Origin of the sequence: Aeromonas sp. Y318-1 (assembly GCF_027706125.1) — a bacterium.
In the GTDB taxonomy this organism is placed as follows: domain Bacteria; phylum Pseudomonadota; class Gammaproteobacteria; order Enterobacterales; family Aeromonadaceae; genus Aeromonas; species Aeromonas hydrophila.
This window is the reverse complement of record NZ_JAPDCM010000018.1, coordinates 1-16,401: the sequence shown is the minus strand read 5'-3', so window position 1 is coordinate 16,401 and position 16,401 is coordinate 1. Positions and strand designations below refer to the sequence as shown.

The following is a 16,401-nucleotide window of genomic DNA, read 5'->3' as shown; positions in this document are numbered from 1 at the left end:
TGTGGCGCTTCTGTCGGGTGGCTGGCAAATGGGTCAACCGAAGGTCTGGCTGAGCCCCTTGAGCTGCTTGGCCCGCTCCAGCAGCTCCTGACTGGAGTCGTCGACCTCCTGCATCTTCTGGCTGTTGGCGTGAGAGTACTCGGAGATCTGGTTGATGCTGCGGCTGATGTCCTCTACCACCGTCTGCTGCTGCTCGGCGGCGGCGGCGATCTGGGTGGAGAACTCGGTGACCAACTCGATCTCCTGCAGCACGGTATGCAGGCTGCTGGAGCCCTGGCGGGTCATCTCGGCGCATTCGCGGGTCTGCTGCAGGTTCTCCTGCATCATCCCCTTCCAGCGGCCCAGGGTGTGCTGGATCTGCTGGATGCTGCCCTGGATCTGCTCGGTCGCCTTGTGGGTGCGGGTCGACAGGGTTCGCACCTCGTCGGCCACCACCGCAAAGCCGCGCCCCTGTTCGCCGGCCCGGGCCGCCTCGATGGCGGCGTTCAGCGCCAGCAGGTTGGTCTGGTCGGCGATGCCCTGGATCTCCCCCATCACGCTGCCGATCCGCTCCGACTCGCTGGCCAGCTCCACCGCCGAGTTGAAGGCCTGCTCCGCCTGTCTGGCGAGCAGCTCGATGCGCTGCTCGGTCTGGGCCAGCTGCTTGTCCGTGTGCTGGCAGCGGCTGCGCGCCTCGCTGACCTGGCCGTTGGAGTCCTGGATGTTGCGGGCAATCTCGTGGGCCGTGCTGGCCATCTGGGTCATGGCGGCGGCCATCTGCTGGGTCTGGGCATCCTGCTCGTTGATGTCGAGACAGGCCTGATGGGAGGCCTGTTTCAGGTTGGTGGCCAGGGTCTGCAACGGATTGGTCGCATCGTTGACCCGGCCCAGCACGGTGCGGATGCGGGCCTGCAGCATCTTGATGTGAAAGTCGGCGATGGCGCCGGGGCCGTCACCGGAGTAGACCAGCCGGGTCAGGCTGTCGTATTCGCGACCGAGCTGCTGCAGATAGAGCGGCAGGGCGAAGAGCTCGCGCCAGTAGGCGCCGCCGATGAGCAGCAGGGGCAGCAGCATCAGCAGGGCTGTCGTCGGGCCCTGACTGCTGGCGGCCCAGCCCAGCAGGCCGAGCAGCAACAGCGCGAGCAGCGGTAGGCGGGCACGGGCGAGGGAGGGGAGGCGGCGGCTGGTGCCGCGCTCCGCCTTGAGCAGGGTCTGGTAGGTCTGGCTGGCGATGCGCTTGAGCTGGGGATCCGGCTTGCAGCGCACCGACTGGTAGCCGCTGATCCGGTTGCCCTCGTAGATGGGGGTCACATAGGCATCGACCCAGTAGTAGCGGCCATCCTTGCAGCGGTTCTTCACCATGCCACGCCAGGGCTTGCCCTCCTTGAGGCGGGCCCAGAGATCGGCGAAGGCCGCCTTGGGCATGTCTGGGTGGCGCACCAGGTTGTGGTTGTGGCCGACCAGCTCGTCGACCGAGTAGCCGGCGATGCGGCAGAAGGCGGGGTTGGCGTAGGTGATCACCCCGCGCAGATCCGTGGTGGAGACCAGTTGTTCGTCGGCAGGAAACTCCACTTCGCTGTCCAGGGTATGGACGTCTCTGCGGGCCATAGGAATACGCTCCGATGTTCTTGTTGATAACTTTGTCGTTGTTATTGTGGCAGATCTGGAGATGGCCGCCGGCTCGCGCCAGCAGGCGGCAGACCGGCTTCATAGGGGGCTGAATTTTGCCAACAATGGCGGATGAATGGTAGGGGTAAGTTGATGTTTTGTTGGTTAATCGTAAAAAAAAGGCGGCCATAGGCCGCCAAGGAAAAAAGATAACACTACCTCTGCGGTACCCGGTAACGCACCTGGAGCTGGTCGAGGATCTGCAGCTGGCCCGGCAGACGGGCGGCGAAGTGCTCCCACCCCTTGCGGGCGGGAGCACTCCAGGCCACCTCGGCGGTCGCCAGCATGCGCGGGAACAACATATAGTCGAGACGATCGCGAGAGGTGATCAGTTCCGACCATAAGGGGCTCAGCACCCCCAGGATGTTATCGTTGGCATGGAAATCGGCTGGGGCCGGGTCGCACGCGTAGACCTGCGCCAGATTGAGGGTGCCCGCCCAGTAGAGGCCGGGTTCCTGGATGTCCTGACTCCAGGCAAGGTCCAGATAGAGGTGCTGGGCCGGCGCCATCACCACCGGATAACCCGCAGCGGCCGCGTCGAGCCCGGCCTGGAAGCTGGTCCAGGCGAAGATGGTGGCGTCCCGGCTCACCTTGTCGCCGTGCAATATCTCCTCCCAGCCCAGCATCCGCTTGCCCTTGCCGGCCAGGTACTGCTGGCAGTGGCGCAGCAGGTGGCCCTGCAGCTCGCGGCAATCCTGATAGCCCTGCTGCTTCATCAGTTGCTGGCAGGCGGGGCTGTCGGTCCAGACCCCGCTGGGCACCTCGTCTCCCCCCATGTGCACCAGTGGCCCCGGGAACAGCTCGCACACCTCGTCCATCACGGCTTCCAGGAATTGATAGGTGCCGGGCAGCGCCGGGTTGAGCACGTTGTCGTCAAAATATTGCACCGACAGGTAGCGGGAGCGGTCGGCCTCCTCCACCAGCAGCTCGGGCAGCGCCTTGATGGCGGCGTGGCAGTGACCCGGGATGTCAATTTCCGGAATGATGGTGATGCCAAGTCCGGCAGCATAGGCCACCAGTTCGCGCACCTCGCTCTGGGTGTAGTAGCCGCCATAGGGCTCGGGGCCGCCGCTCAGCTGGGGCCCGACGGCCAGGCCGTGGCCGCGCCAAGCGGCCAGTTCGGTCAGCTGGGGGAAGGCCTTGATCTCGAGCCGCCACCCCTCGTCATCGGTCAGGTGCCAGTGGAAGCGGTTGAACTTGTAGAGGCTCATCAGCCTGAGCAGGCGCTTGAGTGTGGCGAGGGAGTGAAAGTGGCGGGCACAGTCGAGAAAGATGCCGCGAAAGCCAAAGCGCGGCGCGTCGCTGAGCTCGATGCAGGGCAGGCTCTCGCCGTGCTGCAGATACCACTGGGCCAGGCTGATGAGGCCATGGCGCCAACCTGCCTCGCCGCCGGCGGCAATCACTATCTCCTCCGGGGTGATGGTGAGCCGGTAGGCCTCCTGGCCCAGACCGCTTTCAACCAGCCGGATCTCGGCATCGTGATCCTGCGCCAGCGCGAGCCCGGTCAGCTCGTTGAAGTGGGCCAGCAGCGGGCCGAGCAGGGGGCTCGGGCCGCTGACGTGGGCGCGCTCCGCCAGCCGGAAGTTGCCCTCCAGCAGCAACAAGCGATCCGGCTGGGGCACGATGCCGGCGAGGGGCTCCACCTCGGGGAGATCCGGCGCCGCAGTGGCGGATTGTGGCAGGCCCAGCTCCTCGCCGGTCAGCTCCACCGGCATCAGCTGGGGGCCGCTGCTGGCCCGGGGCAGGCTCAGGAAGAAGCCGCGCGGCATGTCGGAGAGGCGCTTGATGGGGGTGCTGCGACAGCAGAAGCGCAGCTCGCTGGCCCCCGTTTGCGGGATCAAGACCTTGTAGCTGCCGCTCTGGCGCTCCAGCTCCCCTCCCTCTACCGAGCCGGGGTCGATGTGACGGGCCAGGCAGAAGTGGAGCTTCCAGGGGGCATCTGGCAGCTGGCTCAGGCTGAAACGAAACCAGACGTCGTCACCATCGCGTCGGTCGACCTGGGTGTGGATCAGGGGTGCGGACATGAAAACTCCTTCGGTTGCACGAGCAAGGGGCCGGCCGCCCTGGTGAAGGCGGCTGGCGATGGTTGAGGGGAGGGCGTGCCGGTGCTGGCCCGGTACGCCCGGTTCAGGAGTGCAGGCATGGCAGCGCCTCCGTCTTGGCAAACAGGATGGCCCCCTCCAGTGCGTCGGCAGCGGGGCTGACCAGCGGCAGGTGCGCCAGACGGGGGGCGAGGCGCATGCCGATGCCGCCGAGCAGGGCAATCCGGTCGGCGCCCAGCTGGCGCATCCCCTCCAGCAGGGTGGCCAGCTGCTGGCAGGTCTCCTCCAGCAGCTGGCAGGCGAGCTCGTCGCCGTCTCTGGCGGCATCGAATACCCAGGGGGCGAAGCGGCCGTAGTCGGCGGGGATGGCGCGGGCGGCCCAGCGCACCACCTCGGCCTGATCCCGCTTGAAGTGATCGAGCAAGCGGATGGCCAGGGTGCTGGGGGGCAGGATGCCGTCGTGGCAGAGCAGGGATTGCTGGATGGCGCGCAGCCCCAGCCAGGCGCCACTGCCCAGATCCGAGATGGGAAAGCCGCGGCCGGAGCAGGTGTGCAGCTGGCCGTGGCGATAGATAAGCCCGGCCGAGCCGGTGCCGGCGATGAGAATGGCCCCCTCCTCGCCGCCAAAGGCGCCCAGGCAGGCACCGAAGGCGTCGGAGGTGAGCCGCACGCTCGCAAAGGGGAAAGGCATGGTCAGCATGGCGTGATAGCAGTCGGCCAGCTCGGCTGAGGCGAGCGCCAGCCCGACCCCCATTCGTTGCTGGGCATCCTCAGCCAGTCCGGCCTCGAGACGGGCCTGCTCGATGGCGGCCAGCACGTTGCCGTGGGCGATCTCGATGCCAAGCTCCAGGTTGGAGCCGGCGGCGCGTCCCTCGCCGAGCAGCTTGCCGGCTCGATCCCGAATGCGGGCACGGGTGTGGGTGCCGCCCCCATCCACCCCGACCCAGTACTCAATCATGACGGCCTCCCTGGTCATTTGGAGCACTCAGGGCATTTTGCCAGCTGATGGCCAGGGCAAACCAGGCGGCGTGGGGTATCCACTGTTCCCCCCAGCGCCAGTTCTGATCCAGTCGATCCTTGTAGGCCTCGGGGATAAAGGCCACCTCGTTTTCGTCATCAAACCCTGAGGTGATGCCGTTGCAGATCCCCCCCAGCGCATTGGGATAACCGGCGGTGTAGGCGGGATTGTTGCTGCCGTGACCCGCCAGCATGCAGGCGTTGAAGGGGTTTCTCCCCAGGATCCAGTCGAGCTGCTGTTGGCCGAAGGTGCGCAGCAAGTGGCTCTGGTGCGGCAGCTGGGCCGCGGCGGCAAACGCCATGGCCGCCAGCGAGGCGAGGCGAGCGTTCTCCCCCTGCCACCAGTAGCCCGACTCGTTGTGGTGGGGCATAAAGAAGCTGACGCGTGGCGCTTCATCCACCCCCTTCACATACTGGCGGGCGAGGGAGAAGGGATTGCCCGCACGGGCACAGAGTGCCAGCTCGGCGGCCAGCGCCTGCTCGATCACCCGCTGCACCGCGCTCTTGCGCTCCCAATCCGGCTCGATCCCCACGTATTCCAGCAGCGCCAGCACCGGCAGGCCAGCCTCGGCGGCGTGGTAGTAGGGGCGCGAGCCATCCTCGTTGGCTGACCAGTAGTGGCCGAGCTCAGGGTGAGGGTGCTGGCGGGCGCAGAGCTTGCCGGCCCGCACTCTGGCCTCTGCCAGCCACTCGGGGCCCAGGGTGCGGGTCAGCTCGACCGCCGCCAGCAGGGCGCAGTAGTCGTCGATGATGTTCTCGACCCCGTCGTCCAGATAGGCCAGGTTGTGCTCACGCAGGTGCAGGTAGCCGCGGCGGGCCGCCTCGGCGTAATGGTTGGTATCGAAGTCACCGCCGATGCTCTCGCGGGCGGCGCGGGCCAGGGCCGCGATGGCCATGCCGCCCCCTTGGCGGAAACCGGCCTGCCAGTTGGCGGACTTGAGCCCCTGCTGGGTGGCGTAGGCGCACAGCTCGCGCTGCTCGGGATCCTTGCTCCACTTGTCGAACAGGGTCATGTAGAAGAAGCCCGACTCATCCTGCATCCGGCAGAGAAAATCCGCGCCGTGCAGCGCCTCGTCGTTGAGCCGCTTGCAGAGGTTCACCCCGTCGATGTCGCGGCGCGGGGCCAAGAGCTCCCGGCACTTGAGCAGGGCCCAGACCACCATGGGGGTCTGCTGGGGGTTGAGGTAGTTGGCGTAGGAGAGGTGGCTCAGGTATTTGCTCATGTCGCCGCTGGCATCGAACCAGCCGCCGTGCACATCTTTGTGCTGGTCGGTGCCAAACAGACGGGCGCTGCGGTCGGCCCGATCGAAGGCGCCGCTGGCGCGCTGTCCCTTGACGTAGTGGATGACGTCGGAGAGGCAGCGGCTCGCCAGCAGATCGGGGCCGATGGCAAAGCGGGTAGAGCGGACAATGCCTTGGGCGGTGATCGCCTCCAGCCGATAGTGGCCGGGCTCTTGGAATGCCGAGAAGTCGGCGCGCCAGTAAGCGCGGCCCTGCCAGCCGGGGACGCTGCCGGCCGCTTGCAGCGGGGTTTCAAACAGGATCTGGCCATCATCCTGGCGTTGCAGCCTGACATAGCCGCCGAGATCATGGGCGGGGGTGGCTTGCAGCAGGGCGATCTTCTCCCCGTCGCACGGGTAACCCACCTGATTGATCAAGAGTTCCATCGAGGTATTACTCCTGTGGTTCACCGACAGGCGGTGAGGCACATCACGGGGCTATGGCCGCCCCGTATCGAGGCATGGCCGGACACTGCTGTCCGGCCGGTTCAAGGCTCACCCTCACTCGTAGAGGTAGCAGCGCACGAAGTGGTTGTCGGCAAGCTTGCTGACAGGGGGCAGGGTCTCCTTGCAGCGCGGCATCGCCTGATTGCAGCGCCCGGCAAAGGGGCAACCGCAGGACTCCGGCGTCCAGAGCGGGATCTCCCCCTTGCGCCCCCCCTCCAGCTCGGCGTGGATGCTCTTCTCGGGGTCGGGCACCGCCGAGATGAGCAGCTGGGTGTAGGGGTGCTGGGGGTGGTGCAGGATCTCGTCCACCTCGCCCCACTCCACCATGTGCCCCACGTACATCACCGCCAGATCCTCGGCCACGTAGCGGGCGGTGGCGATATCGTGGGTGATGTAGAGCATGGAGACGCCGAGCTCGTCCTTCATCTGCTCCATCAGGTTGAGGATGCCGATGCGAATGGAGACGTCGAGCATGGAGGTGGGCTCGTCCGCCAGCACCACTTCCGCCTCCACCGCCAGGTTGCGGGCGATGTTGACCCGCTGGCGCTGGCCGCCGGAGAGCTGGTGCGGGTACTTGGCCGCGGTGGCCTTGGCAGGGGTGAGCCCCACCTTCTCCAGCAGGCCATAGACCATGTCGGGCAGGTCACGCTTGTCGATCACCTTGCTGTGCAGCAGCAGGGGGCGGGCGATGTGGTGGTAGATGGTGTGGGTCGGGTTCAGCGAACCGAACGGATCTTGCCACACCATCTGCACGCTCTGACGGTAGTCGAGCAGGGCGGTGCCCTTGTTGAACTCCTCCAGGTCGCGGCCGCGATAGAGGATGCGACCACCGGAGAGCTTGTACATCTTGGCGATGATCTTGGCGATGGTGCTCTTGCCGGAGCCGGACTCTCCCACCACTGCCAGGGCGCGGCCCCGGTGCAGGTTGAAGGTGATGTCCGAGAGGGCCCGCATCTTGCCGCTCTTGATGGCGTTGGAGTTGACGGGGAAGTCCTTGTAGAGGTGCTGGACTTCGATGATGGGGGCGTCGGTTTTGGCGATTTGCATGACAGACATCCTTAACAGCCAGCGGCCTTGTCCAGATAGATCAGGGGATCTTGTTGCTCATCCTGCGCCTCATAGAGGTGACAGGCGGTTTGTTGGCCGGGGCGGATCTCGGCGAGCTTGGTGTACTGCTGACGGCAGCGCTCGTGCACCCTGGCACAGCGGGCCTGAAAGCGGCAGCCCACCGGCACCTCCAGCAGGTTGAGCGGGGTACCCGGGATCCCCTCCAGCACCTTCTTGGGCCCGTGCAGGGGCGGGAAGGAGTTGCCGAGCCCCTTGGTATAGGGGTGCAGTGGCGCGGTCAGGATCGCCTTGGCCGGCGCCACCTCCACCAGTTCACCGGCGTACATGATGCCGATGCGATCGCAGAACTCGACCATCAAGGAGAGGTCGTGGGTGATGAAGAGGATGGAGAAGTTGAACTTCTCTTTGAGCGCATAGACCTTCTGCAGGATCTCCCGCTGTACCACCACGTCGAGCGCCGTGGTCGGCTCATCCATGATGAGCAGCTCGGGATTGAGCGCCATGGCGATGGCGATCACCAGCCGTTGGCGCATGCCGCCGGAGAACTGGTGCGGGTAGTCCTTGAGCCGGCTCGGGTGGATGTCGACGATGGTGAGCAGCTCCTGGGCGCGCTTGATCGCCTCATAGCGGGTCAGCCCTGGGTTGTGGGCCAGCAGCACGTCGCAGAACTGCTCCTCCATGCGCAGCACGGGGTTGAGCGCATTCATGGCGGACTGGAACACCACCGACACCTGCTGCCAGCGGTAGCTGCGCAGCCGCTCATCGCCGTAGTGGAGGATGTTCTCCCCCTTGAACAGGATCTCGCCGCCGCTGATGTAGGCGGGCGGCTTGTGCAGCCGCGCCACCGAGAAGGCGACGGTGGACTTGCCGCAGCCCGACTCGCCGGCCAGGCCGAACACTTCACCGGGGGCGATGTCGAAGCTGACCGAGTTGACGGCGCGCACGTCGCCGTTCTCGGTGATGTAGTCGACGCAGAGGTTGCGTACCGACAGCAGGGGTTGTTGCGATCTCATGCTGTCTTCTCCTGTACGGCCGGCACCGGCGTGGTGACGGGGGCGGCGAGTTTCTTCCAGCGATTGAGCCCCTTGTGGGAGCGCAGCTGCGGGTTGGCGATTTCGTCGATGGCAAAGTTGAGCAGGGCCAGACCGGCACCGAGCGTTGCGATGGCGAAGCAGGGGGCCAGGATCTCCCACCAGGCGCCGACCAGGATGGCGCTCGAGGTCTGGGCGTTGTAGAGCATGATGCCCCAGCTCACGACTGTGGGGTCGCCGAGGCCCAGGAACTCCAGGGTCGCCTCGGTGACGATGGCGTAGATGATGGAGCCGATGAAGCTCACGCCGATGATGGAGATGAGGTTCGGCAATATCTCCACCAGGATGATGCGCCAGGCCGGCTCACCCAGCACCTCGGCGGCGATGACAAACTCTTTCTCCCGAAGGGCCAGGGTCTGGGCACGGATGACCCGCGCGCCATAGGCCCAGGAGGTAAAGCCTATGATGAGGGCGATCACCGCCGGTGACGCCTCCCCGATAAAGCTTGCCAGCACCAGCAATAGAGGGAGGTTGGGGATCACCAGTACCACGTTCATCAGGAAGGTGAGGCACTCGTCCACCAGGCCGCCGAAGTAGCCGGCGGTGATGCCGATGGCGACGGCGAGGGCGCACACCAGCAGGCCCGCGCTGAAGCCCACCATCAGAGAGATGCGGGCGCCGTTGGTGAACTGGGCCCAGATGTCGTGGCCCATGCGGGTGGTGCCCATCACGAATTCGGTGCTGGGGGGCTGGTGGGGGCGGGCCACCCGCTTGGTCGGTTCGTTGCCGGCCAGAATGGGGGCGAACAGGGCCATCAGCACGAAGCTGACCACGATGAAGAGGCCGCAGGCGGCCTTCTTGTTGCCCAGCAGGATTTTCAGAATAGTCGGCATGCGCATCTTATTTGCCTCCGGTACGCAGACGGGGATCCAGGAAGACGTAGAGCACGTCGGCCAGGAAGTTGAAGCTGAGCATGGTGATGGTCATGATGAGCAGCTGCCCCTGAATGAGCGGGTAGTCGCGGGCCAGAATGCCCTGATAGAGGGTCAGGCCCAGGCCGGGATAGTTGAAGATCACCTCGGTGATGAGGGATCCGCCGATGACGAAACCGAGCGCCATGGAGAGGGCGGTGACACTCGGCAGGATGGCGTTGCGGGCGCCGTAGTTGAAGATCACCCGGTTGCTGGAGAGCCCCTTGGCCTTGGCCATGGTGATGTAGTCCTCGCCCAGCAGGTTGATCATGTTGTTGCGCATGGTGATGAGAAAGCCCCCCACCTGCACCATGGCCAGGGTGCCCACCGGCATGATGGCGTGGGTCAGGATGCTCTTGATGTGCTCCCAGCCCCAGTCGGGGGTGATCTCCGGGCTGTAGGCGTAGCCGATGGGCAGCCACTCCAGGCTCACCCCGAACAGGAAGAGCGCCAGCAGCGAGATGACCACAGGCGGAATGGCCTGCATCACCAGAGTGAGCGGGGAGAGGATGCTGTCGAGGCGACCGCCCCGGTGCCAGGCGGCGAAGATGCCGACGATGGAACCGATGGAGAAGCTCAGAATGGTGGAGGTGCCCACCAGAAACAGGGTCCAGCCGATGGCGCGGCCGAGCACGTCGGCGACCGGTTGGGGGTAGTAGCGCACCGAGGTGCCGAGATCCCAGGTGAAGACGCTCTTCACATAGGTGAGAAACTGGGTGCCGATGGGGCCGTCCACGAAACCGAAGGTGGCCTTGAGGGCCTCCAGCGCGGCGGGTTCCATCATGGCGCCGGCCCGGGCAAACATGACGGAGACGGGGTCCCCCGGCATGGCTCTGGGCAGCAGGAAGTTGATGGTGGCGGCCACCAGAAAGGCGACCAGATAGAAGGAAAAGCGTCTCAGTATGAATCCCATGATGATACCTTTTACTGCTGGTCCGCCCCGCGCAGGGCATAGTTACCCCAACCCCGGCAGAGCCGGGAGATAAGGGGAATGGGCGGGGAAGAGGGCCCCCCGCAGGGGGCCGGGATTGATTAGCTGTTCGGCTTGAGTGACAACACGTGCAGCAGACGCTCCGGGGTGTCCGGGTGAACCTGCGGCTTGGCGACCGGGTTGTCGGCACTGAACCAGCCGTGGAAACGCTTGGTGCTGTATTCGTACCAGGTCGGGTTGTTGAATACCGGGATGATGGTCTGGTTGGCACCGACCCTGTCCTGGATCTCGAACATGATCTCCTTCTGCTTGGCGGCATCGGCGGTCTGGGTAAAGTCGTCGATCAGCTTGTCCAGCGCCGGATCCTTGTAGCGGGGCGCCGCGAAGCGGTTGCCGCGCTCACCCATGTTGCGGGAGTGGAAGGCGGTCTCGAAGTACTTGTGCGGGTTGGCACCGGCAAAGTAACCCTGCAGGGCGACGTCGAAGTCACCGGTGATCAGGTTTTCGGTCCAGACGGTGGCTTCCGGGGTGGCGGTCTTGGCGTTCAGGCCCAGTGCCTGCAGCCCTTCCACGCCGATCTGGGCTGTGTTGACCCAGTCGGTCCAGCCATTCGGTACCAGCACCTTGAACTCGATCTTCTGGCAGGTGGGGGTGTCGAGGAACTTGTCGCCGTCACAATCCTTGTAGCCGGCCTGTTTCAGCAGGGCCTTGGCGCCTTCCAGATCGAACTTGTTGTACTTGCCGTACTTCTTGTCCACTTCCGGGTTGTTCCAGGAGTCGAACGCCTTGCCCAGACCTGACGGGTACTCGTTGACGGTCGGGTAGCCGTAGCCCGCGATGTCCACCATGGACTGGCGGTCCATCGCCATGGAGAAGGCGCGGCGGAAGTTGACGTCGTTGAAGGCTTCGTGGTTGCCCGGTTTCTTGGCCTGGAAGTTGACGTTGAACGCCACGGTACCGGAGGCCGGGAACCAGTATTTGTTGTTCTTGGGATCGTTTCCGACGTAGAGGCGCTCGATGTCCGGCACGAAGGAGCCGAACCAGTCCACGTCACCCTTCATCACCGCGGCCAATACCTGGTCGTTGGTGGCCATCTGCGGCATGCGCAGGCAGTCGATGGAGAGGTTGGCGTTGTCCCAGTAGTGCGGGTTGCGGCACTGGGTGTAGAGCTGGGCGGAGAAGTTGTCCACTTCGGTGAAGGGACCGGTGCCGACCGGCTTGTCGTTGGTGAAGGCGACCGGGTCTTTCACCGATTTCCACTGATGCTCCGGCACGATGGGCACCAGCACCAGGTCGTTCACCACGTTGGTGTTGACGTCGGTCAGGTCGAACTTGATCTTGTTGGGAGCCAGCTTCTCGACGCTCTTGATCTGGGTCCAGATTGAGCGCTCGTCCAGCGCCTTGTTGGCCTTGACCAGGTTGAAGGAGAAGAGGACGTCATCGGCGGTAAAGGGCTGACCGTCCGACCACTTCACCCCGTCACGCAGATCGAAGGTGACGGACTTGAGGTCCTTGCTGAACTCGAAGTGGGTGGCCAGACGATAGACGGGCTTGCCGCCCTGCATATCGTTGAAGATCACCAGAGGTTCATAGATGAAGTGACGGGTGGTGTGCAGCAGGCCCGCCTGCAGGAAGGGGTTGAAGTTCTTGACCCACGCGGTTTCCTGTTGTGCGACCAGGGTCAGCACCGTCTTGTTGTCGGCCGCCATGGCGTTGCCGGCAGCGCCGGCAAGCATCATGGTGCCCAGCATTACAGCAGTAGAGATTTTGGATACTTTGGCAAGCATATTATTTCCTTTCTTATTTATATTCCTTGTTTGGATTTGAGCACCGACATCGCATGCTGGGGAGGTCGGCCCTCAATGTTGGTCAGGTTTTTCACCCTTGTAGTTGTGTCATCCAACGTCCCTAGCAAAGCAGAGTTAACAGGAAAACAACAACTGTTCAGATCGTCGATATCGTAAAAATCGGCGCCATCACGTCAATTTCGTCAAAATGGCTTTTAACTCGATTTAAATCATGAAGTTATGTTAATTGCTTTGACGTAATAAGTCCCCGTCAATCGACCCCTCATGACAATTGTGTGAATTGGATCGGCTCTCGTTTTGACGTGGTGAGCGGGCTTAATTCTGCACAAAAAAAAACCGCCCCGCCAAGTGTGAGCCAGGGCCCAGATTGGAGATGGGGGCGGGGTGGGGATACGCTAGCTCTTGCGGTTGGCGAGCTGGCGCAGGGTCTGGGCGCTGTGGTGCAGCTGCTGGCGCTGGGCCTCGTTGAGCGGGCCGTGGCTGAGCACGTACTCGGCGGTGGCGACCACCGTCTTCCAGCGCGGCGCCTTGGGCAGGGTATCCAGGCTCAGGTACTTGTCGAGGGTGCGGGTCTGCGGGCTGGAGCGGTCCATGTAGACCCGCCACAGCTTGCTTTTCTCGGCCAGCACTATCTTGCCCTTGCCGGTGCTCTGCTGCCAGGCATCCAGGGTGAGCCGCATGGTGTCCACCAGGGCGCGGCGCAATGGCTCGTCATCCTGCTGGCGGATGAGATCGTCGGCGAGCGAGCGGAACTCCCCGCCCAGCCGGCTCAGCTCGCCCAGCAGCTGGCCATCCTCGATGATGGCCTGGCGTGACAGGCTCTTGAGGGCGTTCTCCAGCGCCATCACCCGGTTTTCGTCGGGCCGCGACTCTGTGCTGAGGGCCAGCGCATAGGCGGCCTGGCCCCCCAGACTGATGGGCAGGGCGCGGGCGTTGAGCTCGTCCCGCTGACCCGCCACCAGAAACGCCAGCGACTGCTCCTGGCCGGCCTGCAGCCCGGGCCACTGGCTGGCCAGCGGGCTGGCCAGCCAGTCGTCCAGCGGCTGCCCCTCCATGGCTTCCGGCTCCTGGCCCAGCAGGCGGGCCAGCACCCGGGAGGCGAACAGCACCGTGCCCTGATCATCGATGAACACCATGGGGTCGGCCCCCTCGCCGAGCAGGGCCAGCAGCCGCTGCTGATCCTGATGCAACTGCTCCTGCAGCACCAGCCGGTGCTCTATTTCCTGTTTGAGCAAGCGGTTCTCCACCAGAGAGGCGCGCCCGGCGCTCGCCTCCAGCAGGGCCCTGACCCGGGCGAACAGCTCCTCCTTGCAGAAGGGTTTCACCAGATAGTCGTTGGCGCCGGCGTTGAAGCCCTCCTCGATATCCTTGGGCTGGTTGAGGGCGGTGAGCAGCAGCACCGGCAGCTTCTCCTTGGGGTGCTGCTGGCGCAGCCGGCGGCAGACGTCGAAGCCGGAGAGGGTGGGCATCATGACGTCCAGCAGGATGAGGTCGACCGGCTCCTGGGCCAGCTTGGCCAGCGCGTCGTGGCCGTCGCTGCTGGGCAGGATGCGATAACCGCAGGGCTGCAGCAGGTGGCGCAGTATGTGCAAATTGATGGGCTCGTCGTCCACCACCAGGATGAGGGGGGCATCCTCGGGCGGTGGGGGGAGGTCATCGCTCTCCCACTCCGGCAGGGCGAGCGGCTGCTGGCGCACCAGCTGATGCTCTATCTGGCGGCTGTCGAGGGTCAGGCTGCCCGCCTTGCCGCTGGCGAGCGGCAGGGTGAAGGCGAAGGTGGAGCCGACGCTCGGCTCGCTCTCCACGAACAGCTCGCCCCCCATCAGGTGCACCAGCTGGCGGGTGATGGAGAGGCCGAGGCCGGCCCCCTGCTTGCTCACCTCCGGGCTCATCTGCACCAGCGGCTCGAAGATGTGCTCCAGGTGATCCCTGGCGATGCCGATGCCGGTGTCGGTCACCCGGATGTGCAGGAAGTTGCCCTCCACCAGGGCGCTCAGCACCACCTTGCCCTGTGGGGTGTACTTGATGGCGTTGCCCACCAGGTTGTAGAGCACCTGTTCGAGCCGCTGCTCGTCCGCCAGCACAGGCGGCAGCTCGGCCGGGGTTTTGTCCACCAGGGTGAGGGGTTTGGCCTGCACCAGGTGCTGGCAAAGATCCAGCACCAGCCGGATGACCCCCTTGGAGGAGACCGGCTGGGGGTGGATCTCCAGCTGGCCGTAGCGCATCTGGTGGTAGTCGAGCAGATCGTCCACCAGCCGCGCCAGGCCGTCGGCACTCTTGATGATGAGCCCCAGCTGTTTCTGCTGCCCTTCGGTCAAGTCCTGCTGGCTGGCGAGCATGGATTCGGCCATCCCCTTGATGCCGTGGATGGGGGTGCGCAGCTCGTGGGAGGTGTTGGCCAGCAGTTCATCCTTGAGCTTGTCCGCCTGCTGCAGGCTGAGGTTCTGCTTGTGGGTCAGCTTGACCTGCTGCTGCAGCTCCTGGGTCTGCCGTTCGATGAGTTCGATCTTGTCCTTCACCGAGCGCTGCATGTGGCGAAACGCCTGGGCGAGCCGGTCGATGTCGTCATCGGTGCGAGCGATGGCGATGGGGTGATCCAGGGCACCGTCGGCCACCTGCTCGGCGGCTGCGGTGAGAGAGCGCAGCGGCGCCGTGATGGAGTGGGAGAGCCAGCGGGAGAAGAGGATCAGCAGCAGCAATGAGCCGGCCCCCAGCAGGATCACCAGGGTTTCCAGCTGGCGGATGGGGCGATAGGCCTCGCTGGTGGAGATCTCGGCGATGAAGGCCCACTCGGTGTCGAACACCTTCACCTGGGTGTAGGCGGCCAGCACCTCGTCCTCGTGGTAGGAGCGAAACAGCCCGACCCCCTGCTCGCCGGAAAGCGCCTTGACCACCAGCGGGGTTTGCAGCGGCCGGAAGTTGGGGCTGAAGCTATTCTCCACGCTGAATTCAGGTGCCAGCCAGGCGTTGGCGCGCATCCGCTTGTCCGGGCCGATGAGGATGGTCTCGCCGGTCTCGCCGAGCCCTTCCCGCTCCGCCATAATCTGGTTGAGCTTGTCAGGCAGCAGCTCGAAGATCACCACGCCGCGTACATAGTCGTACTGCATAACTGGGGCGGCCATGTAGGCGACCACCTGGCCGGTCAGCTCGTTGCGGCCAAAATCGGTGAACTCGAAGATCTGCTGCGGTTTCTGGCCACCGTCGAGGCGCCGCTTGATCTTGGCGAAGGTGCTGCCAAGTCCGCTCGACTGGTAGGGGCCGGAGAGCAGGTTGGTGGCGAAGTTGGCGTGCTTGGTGACCGAATAGACCACGTCACCGTTGAGATCGATGAGAAAGATGTCGCTGTAGTTGGACTTGCGCACCATGTCGGCGTAGCCGCGGTGAAAGCGCTGGTGCACCCGGCCGTACATCTCGTCCGCCAGGATCAGGGCGCTGATGGAGGGTTCGATGTCGCTGGTGCTGTCGGGTTTTTGCAACTGATCCCAGGAGCCCGGCACATAGCGGGCCTGGGCACGGGCGCGGGCCTCCTGCGGTGTGGTGCCGAGTTTCTCGAAGGCACCGGTGAAGCCGTAGAAGCGACCGATACTGTTGCCGGCAAAATCCTGCTGGGAGAAGTTGATGATCTGCTCTTTGAGGTTGCCGAAATAGTCTTCCAGCTGGTTCTTCTTGATGTTGCGAACGGAAACCAGATGGTTGGAAGTCTGGGTGGTGAGATCCTTGCCGTGGCTATAGAGGAAAAACAGGGTGACGACCAGGAAGGGCACCATGGCTAGCATGAAAAATGCCAGCATCAGCTGCGGCCTGAGCCCACGGGGCTTGAAGATCCATTTCATCGGGTGATTTTCAATTGAGAATCCGGTTACTAACCGCAGCAAGTCTCTGACTAAAGGCTAATCATTTCAATGACTTTATCTCAAATTCGCCTGTGGGGTCACAGCCTGGTGCGGATTTTTTGGGCAAGCCGTCTAAACCCTGAGCAAACAGCACGGGAAAGGGGCCAAAGTGCGAAAAAAGGGTTGTGCCCGCGCTCGGGGTACGTATAATGCGCCTCGTTGTCAGGCAACTGGCAGCAAGCAGTACAGGCGGGAATAGCTCAGTTGGTAGAGCACGACCTTGCCAAGGTCGGGGTCGCGAGTTCGAGTCTCGTTTCCCGCTCCAA

10 protein-coding genes and 1 tRNA gene are annotated in these 16,401 nt (G+C 64.3%); 1 reads left to right on the top strand and 10 read right to left on the bottom strand.

Going from position 1 to position 16,401, the window contains the following annotated elements; genetic code table 11:
* Positions 1-33: 33 nt before the first annotated feature.
* From OKB87_RS20815 to OKB87_RS20770, 10 genes are all read right to left on the bottom strand, one after another.
* Positions 34-1,587, bottom strand: coding sequence for a methyl-accepting chemotaxis protein (locus tag OKB87_RS20815; RefSeq protein ID WP_270828430.1), 1,554 nt, complete (start codon positions 1,585-1,587; stop codon positions 34-36).
* 215 nt (positions 1,588-1,802) lie between these two features.
* Positions 1,803-3,671, bottom strand: a complete 1,869-nt coding sequence (locus OKB87_RS20810; RefSeq protein WP_010633263.1) for a beta-N-acetylhexosaminidase — start codon at positions 3,669-3,671, stop codon at positions 1,803-1,805.
* 103 nt (positions 3,672-3,774) lie between these two features.
* Positions 3,775-4,647 (bottom strand): BadF/BadG/BcrA/BcrD ATPase family protein, encoded by an 873-nt coding sequence (locus OKB87_RS20805; protein ID WP_010633264.1) that lies wholly within the window; start codon positions 4,645-4,647, stop codon positions 3,775-3,777.
* Positions 4,640-6,373 (bottom strand): glycoside hydrolase family 9 protein, encoded by a 1,734-nt coding sequence (locus OKB87_RS20800; protein ID WP_270828429.1) that lies wholly within the window; start codon positions 6,371-6,373, stop codon positions 4,640-4,642. The genes OKB87_RS20805 and OKB87_RS20800 overlap by 8 nt, the downstream gene beginning before the upstream one ends.
* A 114-nt stretch (positions 6,374-6,487) precedes the next feature.
* Positions 6,488-7,480: an ABC transporter ATP-binding protein gene (locus tag OKB87_RS20795; protein WP_024941853.1), complete on the bottom strand. Its 993-nt coding sequence runs from the start codon at positions 7,478-7,480 to the stop codon at positions 6,488-6,490.
* Between the two features lie 11 nt (positions 7,481-7,491).
* Positions 7,492-8,514: an ABC transporter ATP-binding protein gene (locus OKB87_RS20790; protein WP_139753096.1), complete on the bottom strand. Its 1,023-nt coding sequence runs from the start codon at positions 8,512-8,514 to the stop codon at positions 7,492-7,494.
* The gene (locus OKB87_RS20785; RefSeq protein WP_017778439.1) at positions 8,511-9,431 is read right to left on the bottom strand and encodes an ABC transporter permease; all 921 of its coding nucleotides are present in this window, start codon (positions 9,429-9,431) and stop codon (positions 8,511-8,513) included. Before OKB87_RS20785 ends, OKB87_RS20790 begins: the two co-directional genes overlap by 4 nt.
* 1 nt (position 9,432) lies before the next feature.
* Positions 9,433-10,416 (bottom strand): ABC transporter permease, encoded by a 984-nt coding sequence (locus OKB87_RS20780; protein WP_005303257.1) that lies wholly within the window; start codon positions 10,414-10,416, stop codon positions 9,433-9,435.
* 119 nt (positions 10,417-10,535) lie between these two features.
* On the bottom strand, positions 10,536-12,221 hold the full coding sequence (locus OKB87_RS20775) for an ABC transporter substrate-binding protein (RefSeq protein WP_005303255.1): 1,686 nt from the start codon (positions 12,219-12,221) through the stop codon (positions 10,536-10,538).
* Positions 12,222-12,637: 416 nt separating this feature from the next.
* On the bottom strand, positions 12,638-16,075 hold the full coding sequence (locus OKB87_RS20770) for a hybrid sensor histidine kinase/response regulator (protein ID WP_270828428.1): 3,438 nt from the start codon (positions 16,073-16,075) through the stop codon (positions 12,638-12,640).
* A 249-nt stretch (positions 16,076-16,324) separates the two neighbouring features.
* Here OKB87_RS20770 and OKB87_RS20765 point away from each other — a divergent pair.
* Positions 16,325-16,400, top strand: a tRNA-Gly gene (locus tag OKB87_RS20765).
* The last annotated feature ends 1 nt before the right edge of the window (position 16,401 follow it).

What these genes read in the sequence shown, in the direction of transcription:
- OKB87_RS20805 (WP_010633264.1), bottom strand. Translation starts at nt 4,647, where the DNA reads ATGATTGAGTACTGGGTCGGGGTGGATGGGGGCGGCACCCACACCCGT.
- OKB87_RS20780 (WP_005303257.1), bottom strand. Translation starts at nt 10,416, where the DNA reads ATGGGATTCATACTGAGACGCTTTTCCTTCTATCTGGTCGCCTTTCTG.
- OKB87_RS20790 (WP_139753096.1), bottom strand. Translation starts at nt 8,514, where the DNA reads ATGAGATCGCAACAACCCCTGCTGTCGGTACGCAACCTCTGCGTCGAC.
- OKB87_RS20800 (WP_270828429.1), bottom strand. Translation starts at nt 6,373, where the DNA reads ATGGAACTCTTGATCAATCAGGTGGGTTACCCGTGCGACGGGGAGAAG.
- OKB87_RS20785 (WP_017778439.1), bottom strand. Translation starts at nt 9,431, where the DNA reads ATGCGCATGCCGACTATTCTGAAAATCCTGCTGGGCAACAAGAAGGCC.
- OKB87_RS20815 (WP_270828430.1), bottom strand. Translation starts at nt 1,587, where the DNA reads ATGGCCCGCAGAGACGTCCATACCCTGGACAGCGAAGTGGAGTTTCCT.
- OKB87_RS20795 (WP_024941853.1), bottom strand. Translation starts at nt 7,480, where the DNA reads ATGCAAATCGCCAAAACCGACGCCCCCATCATCGAAGTCCAGCACCTC.
- OKB87_RS20770 (WP_270828428.1), bottom strand. Translation starts at nt 16,075, where the DNA reads ATGAAATGGATCTTCAAGCCCCGTGGGCTCAGGCCGCAGCTGATGCTG.
- OKB87_RS20775 (WP_005303255.1), bottom strand. Translation starts at nt 12,221, where the DNA reads ATGCTTGCCAAAGTATCCAAAATCTCTACTGCTGTAATGCTGGGCACC.
- OKB87_RS20810 (WP_010633263.1), bottom strand. Translation starts at nt 3,671, where the DNA reads ATGTCCGCACCCCTGATCCACACCCAGGTCGACCGACGCGATGGTGAC.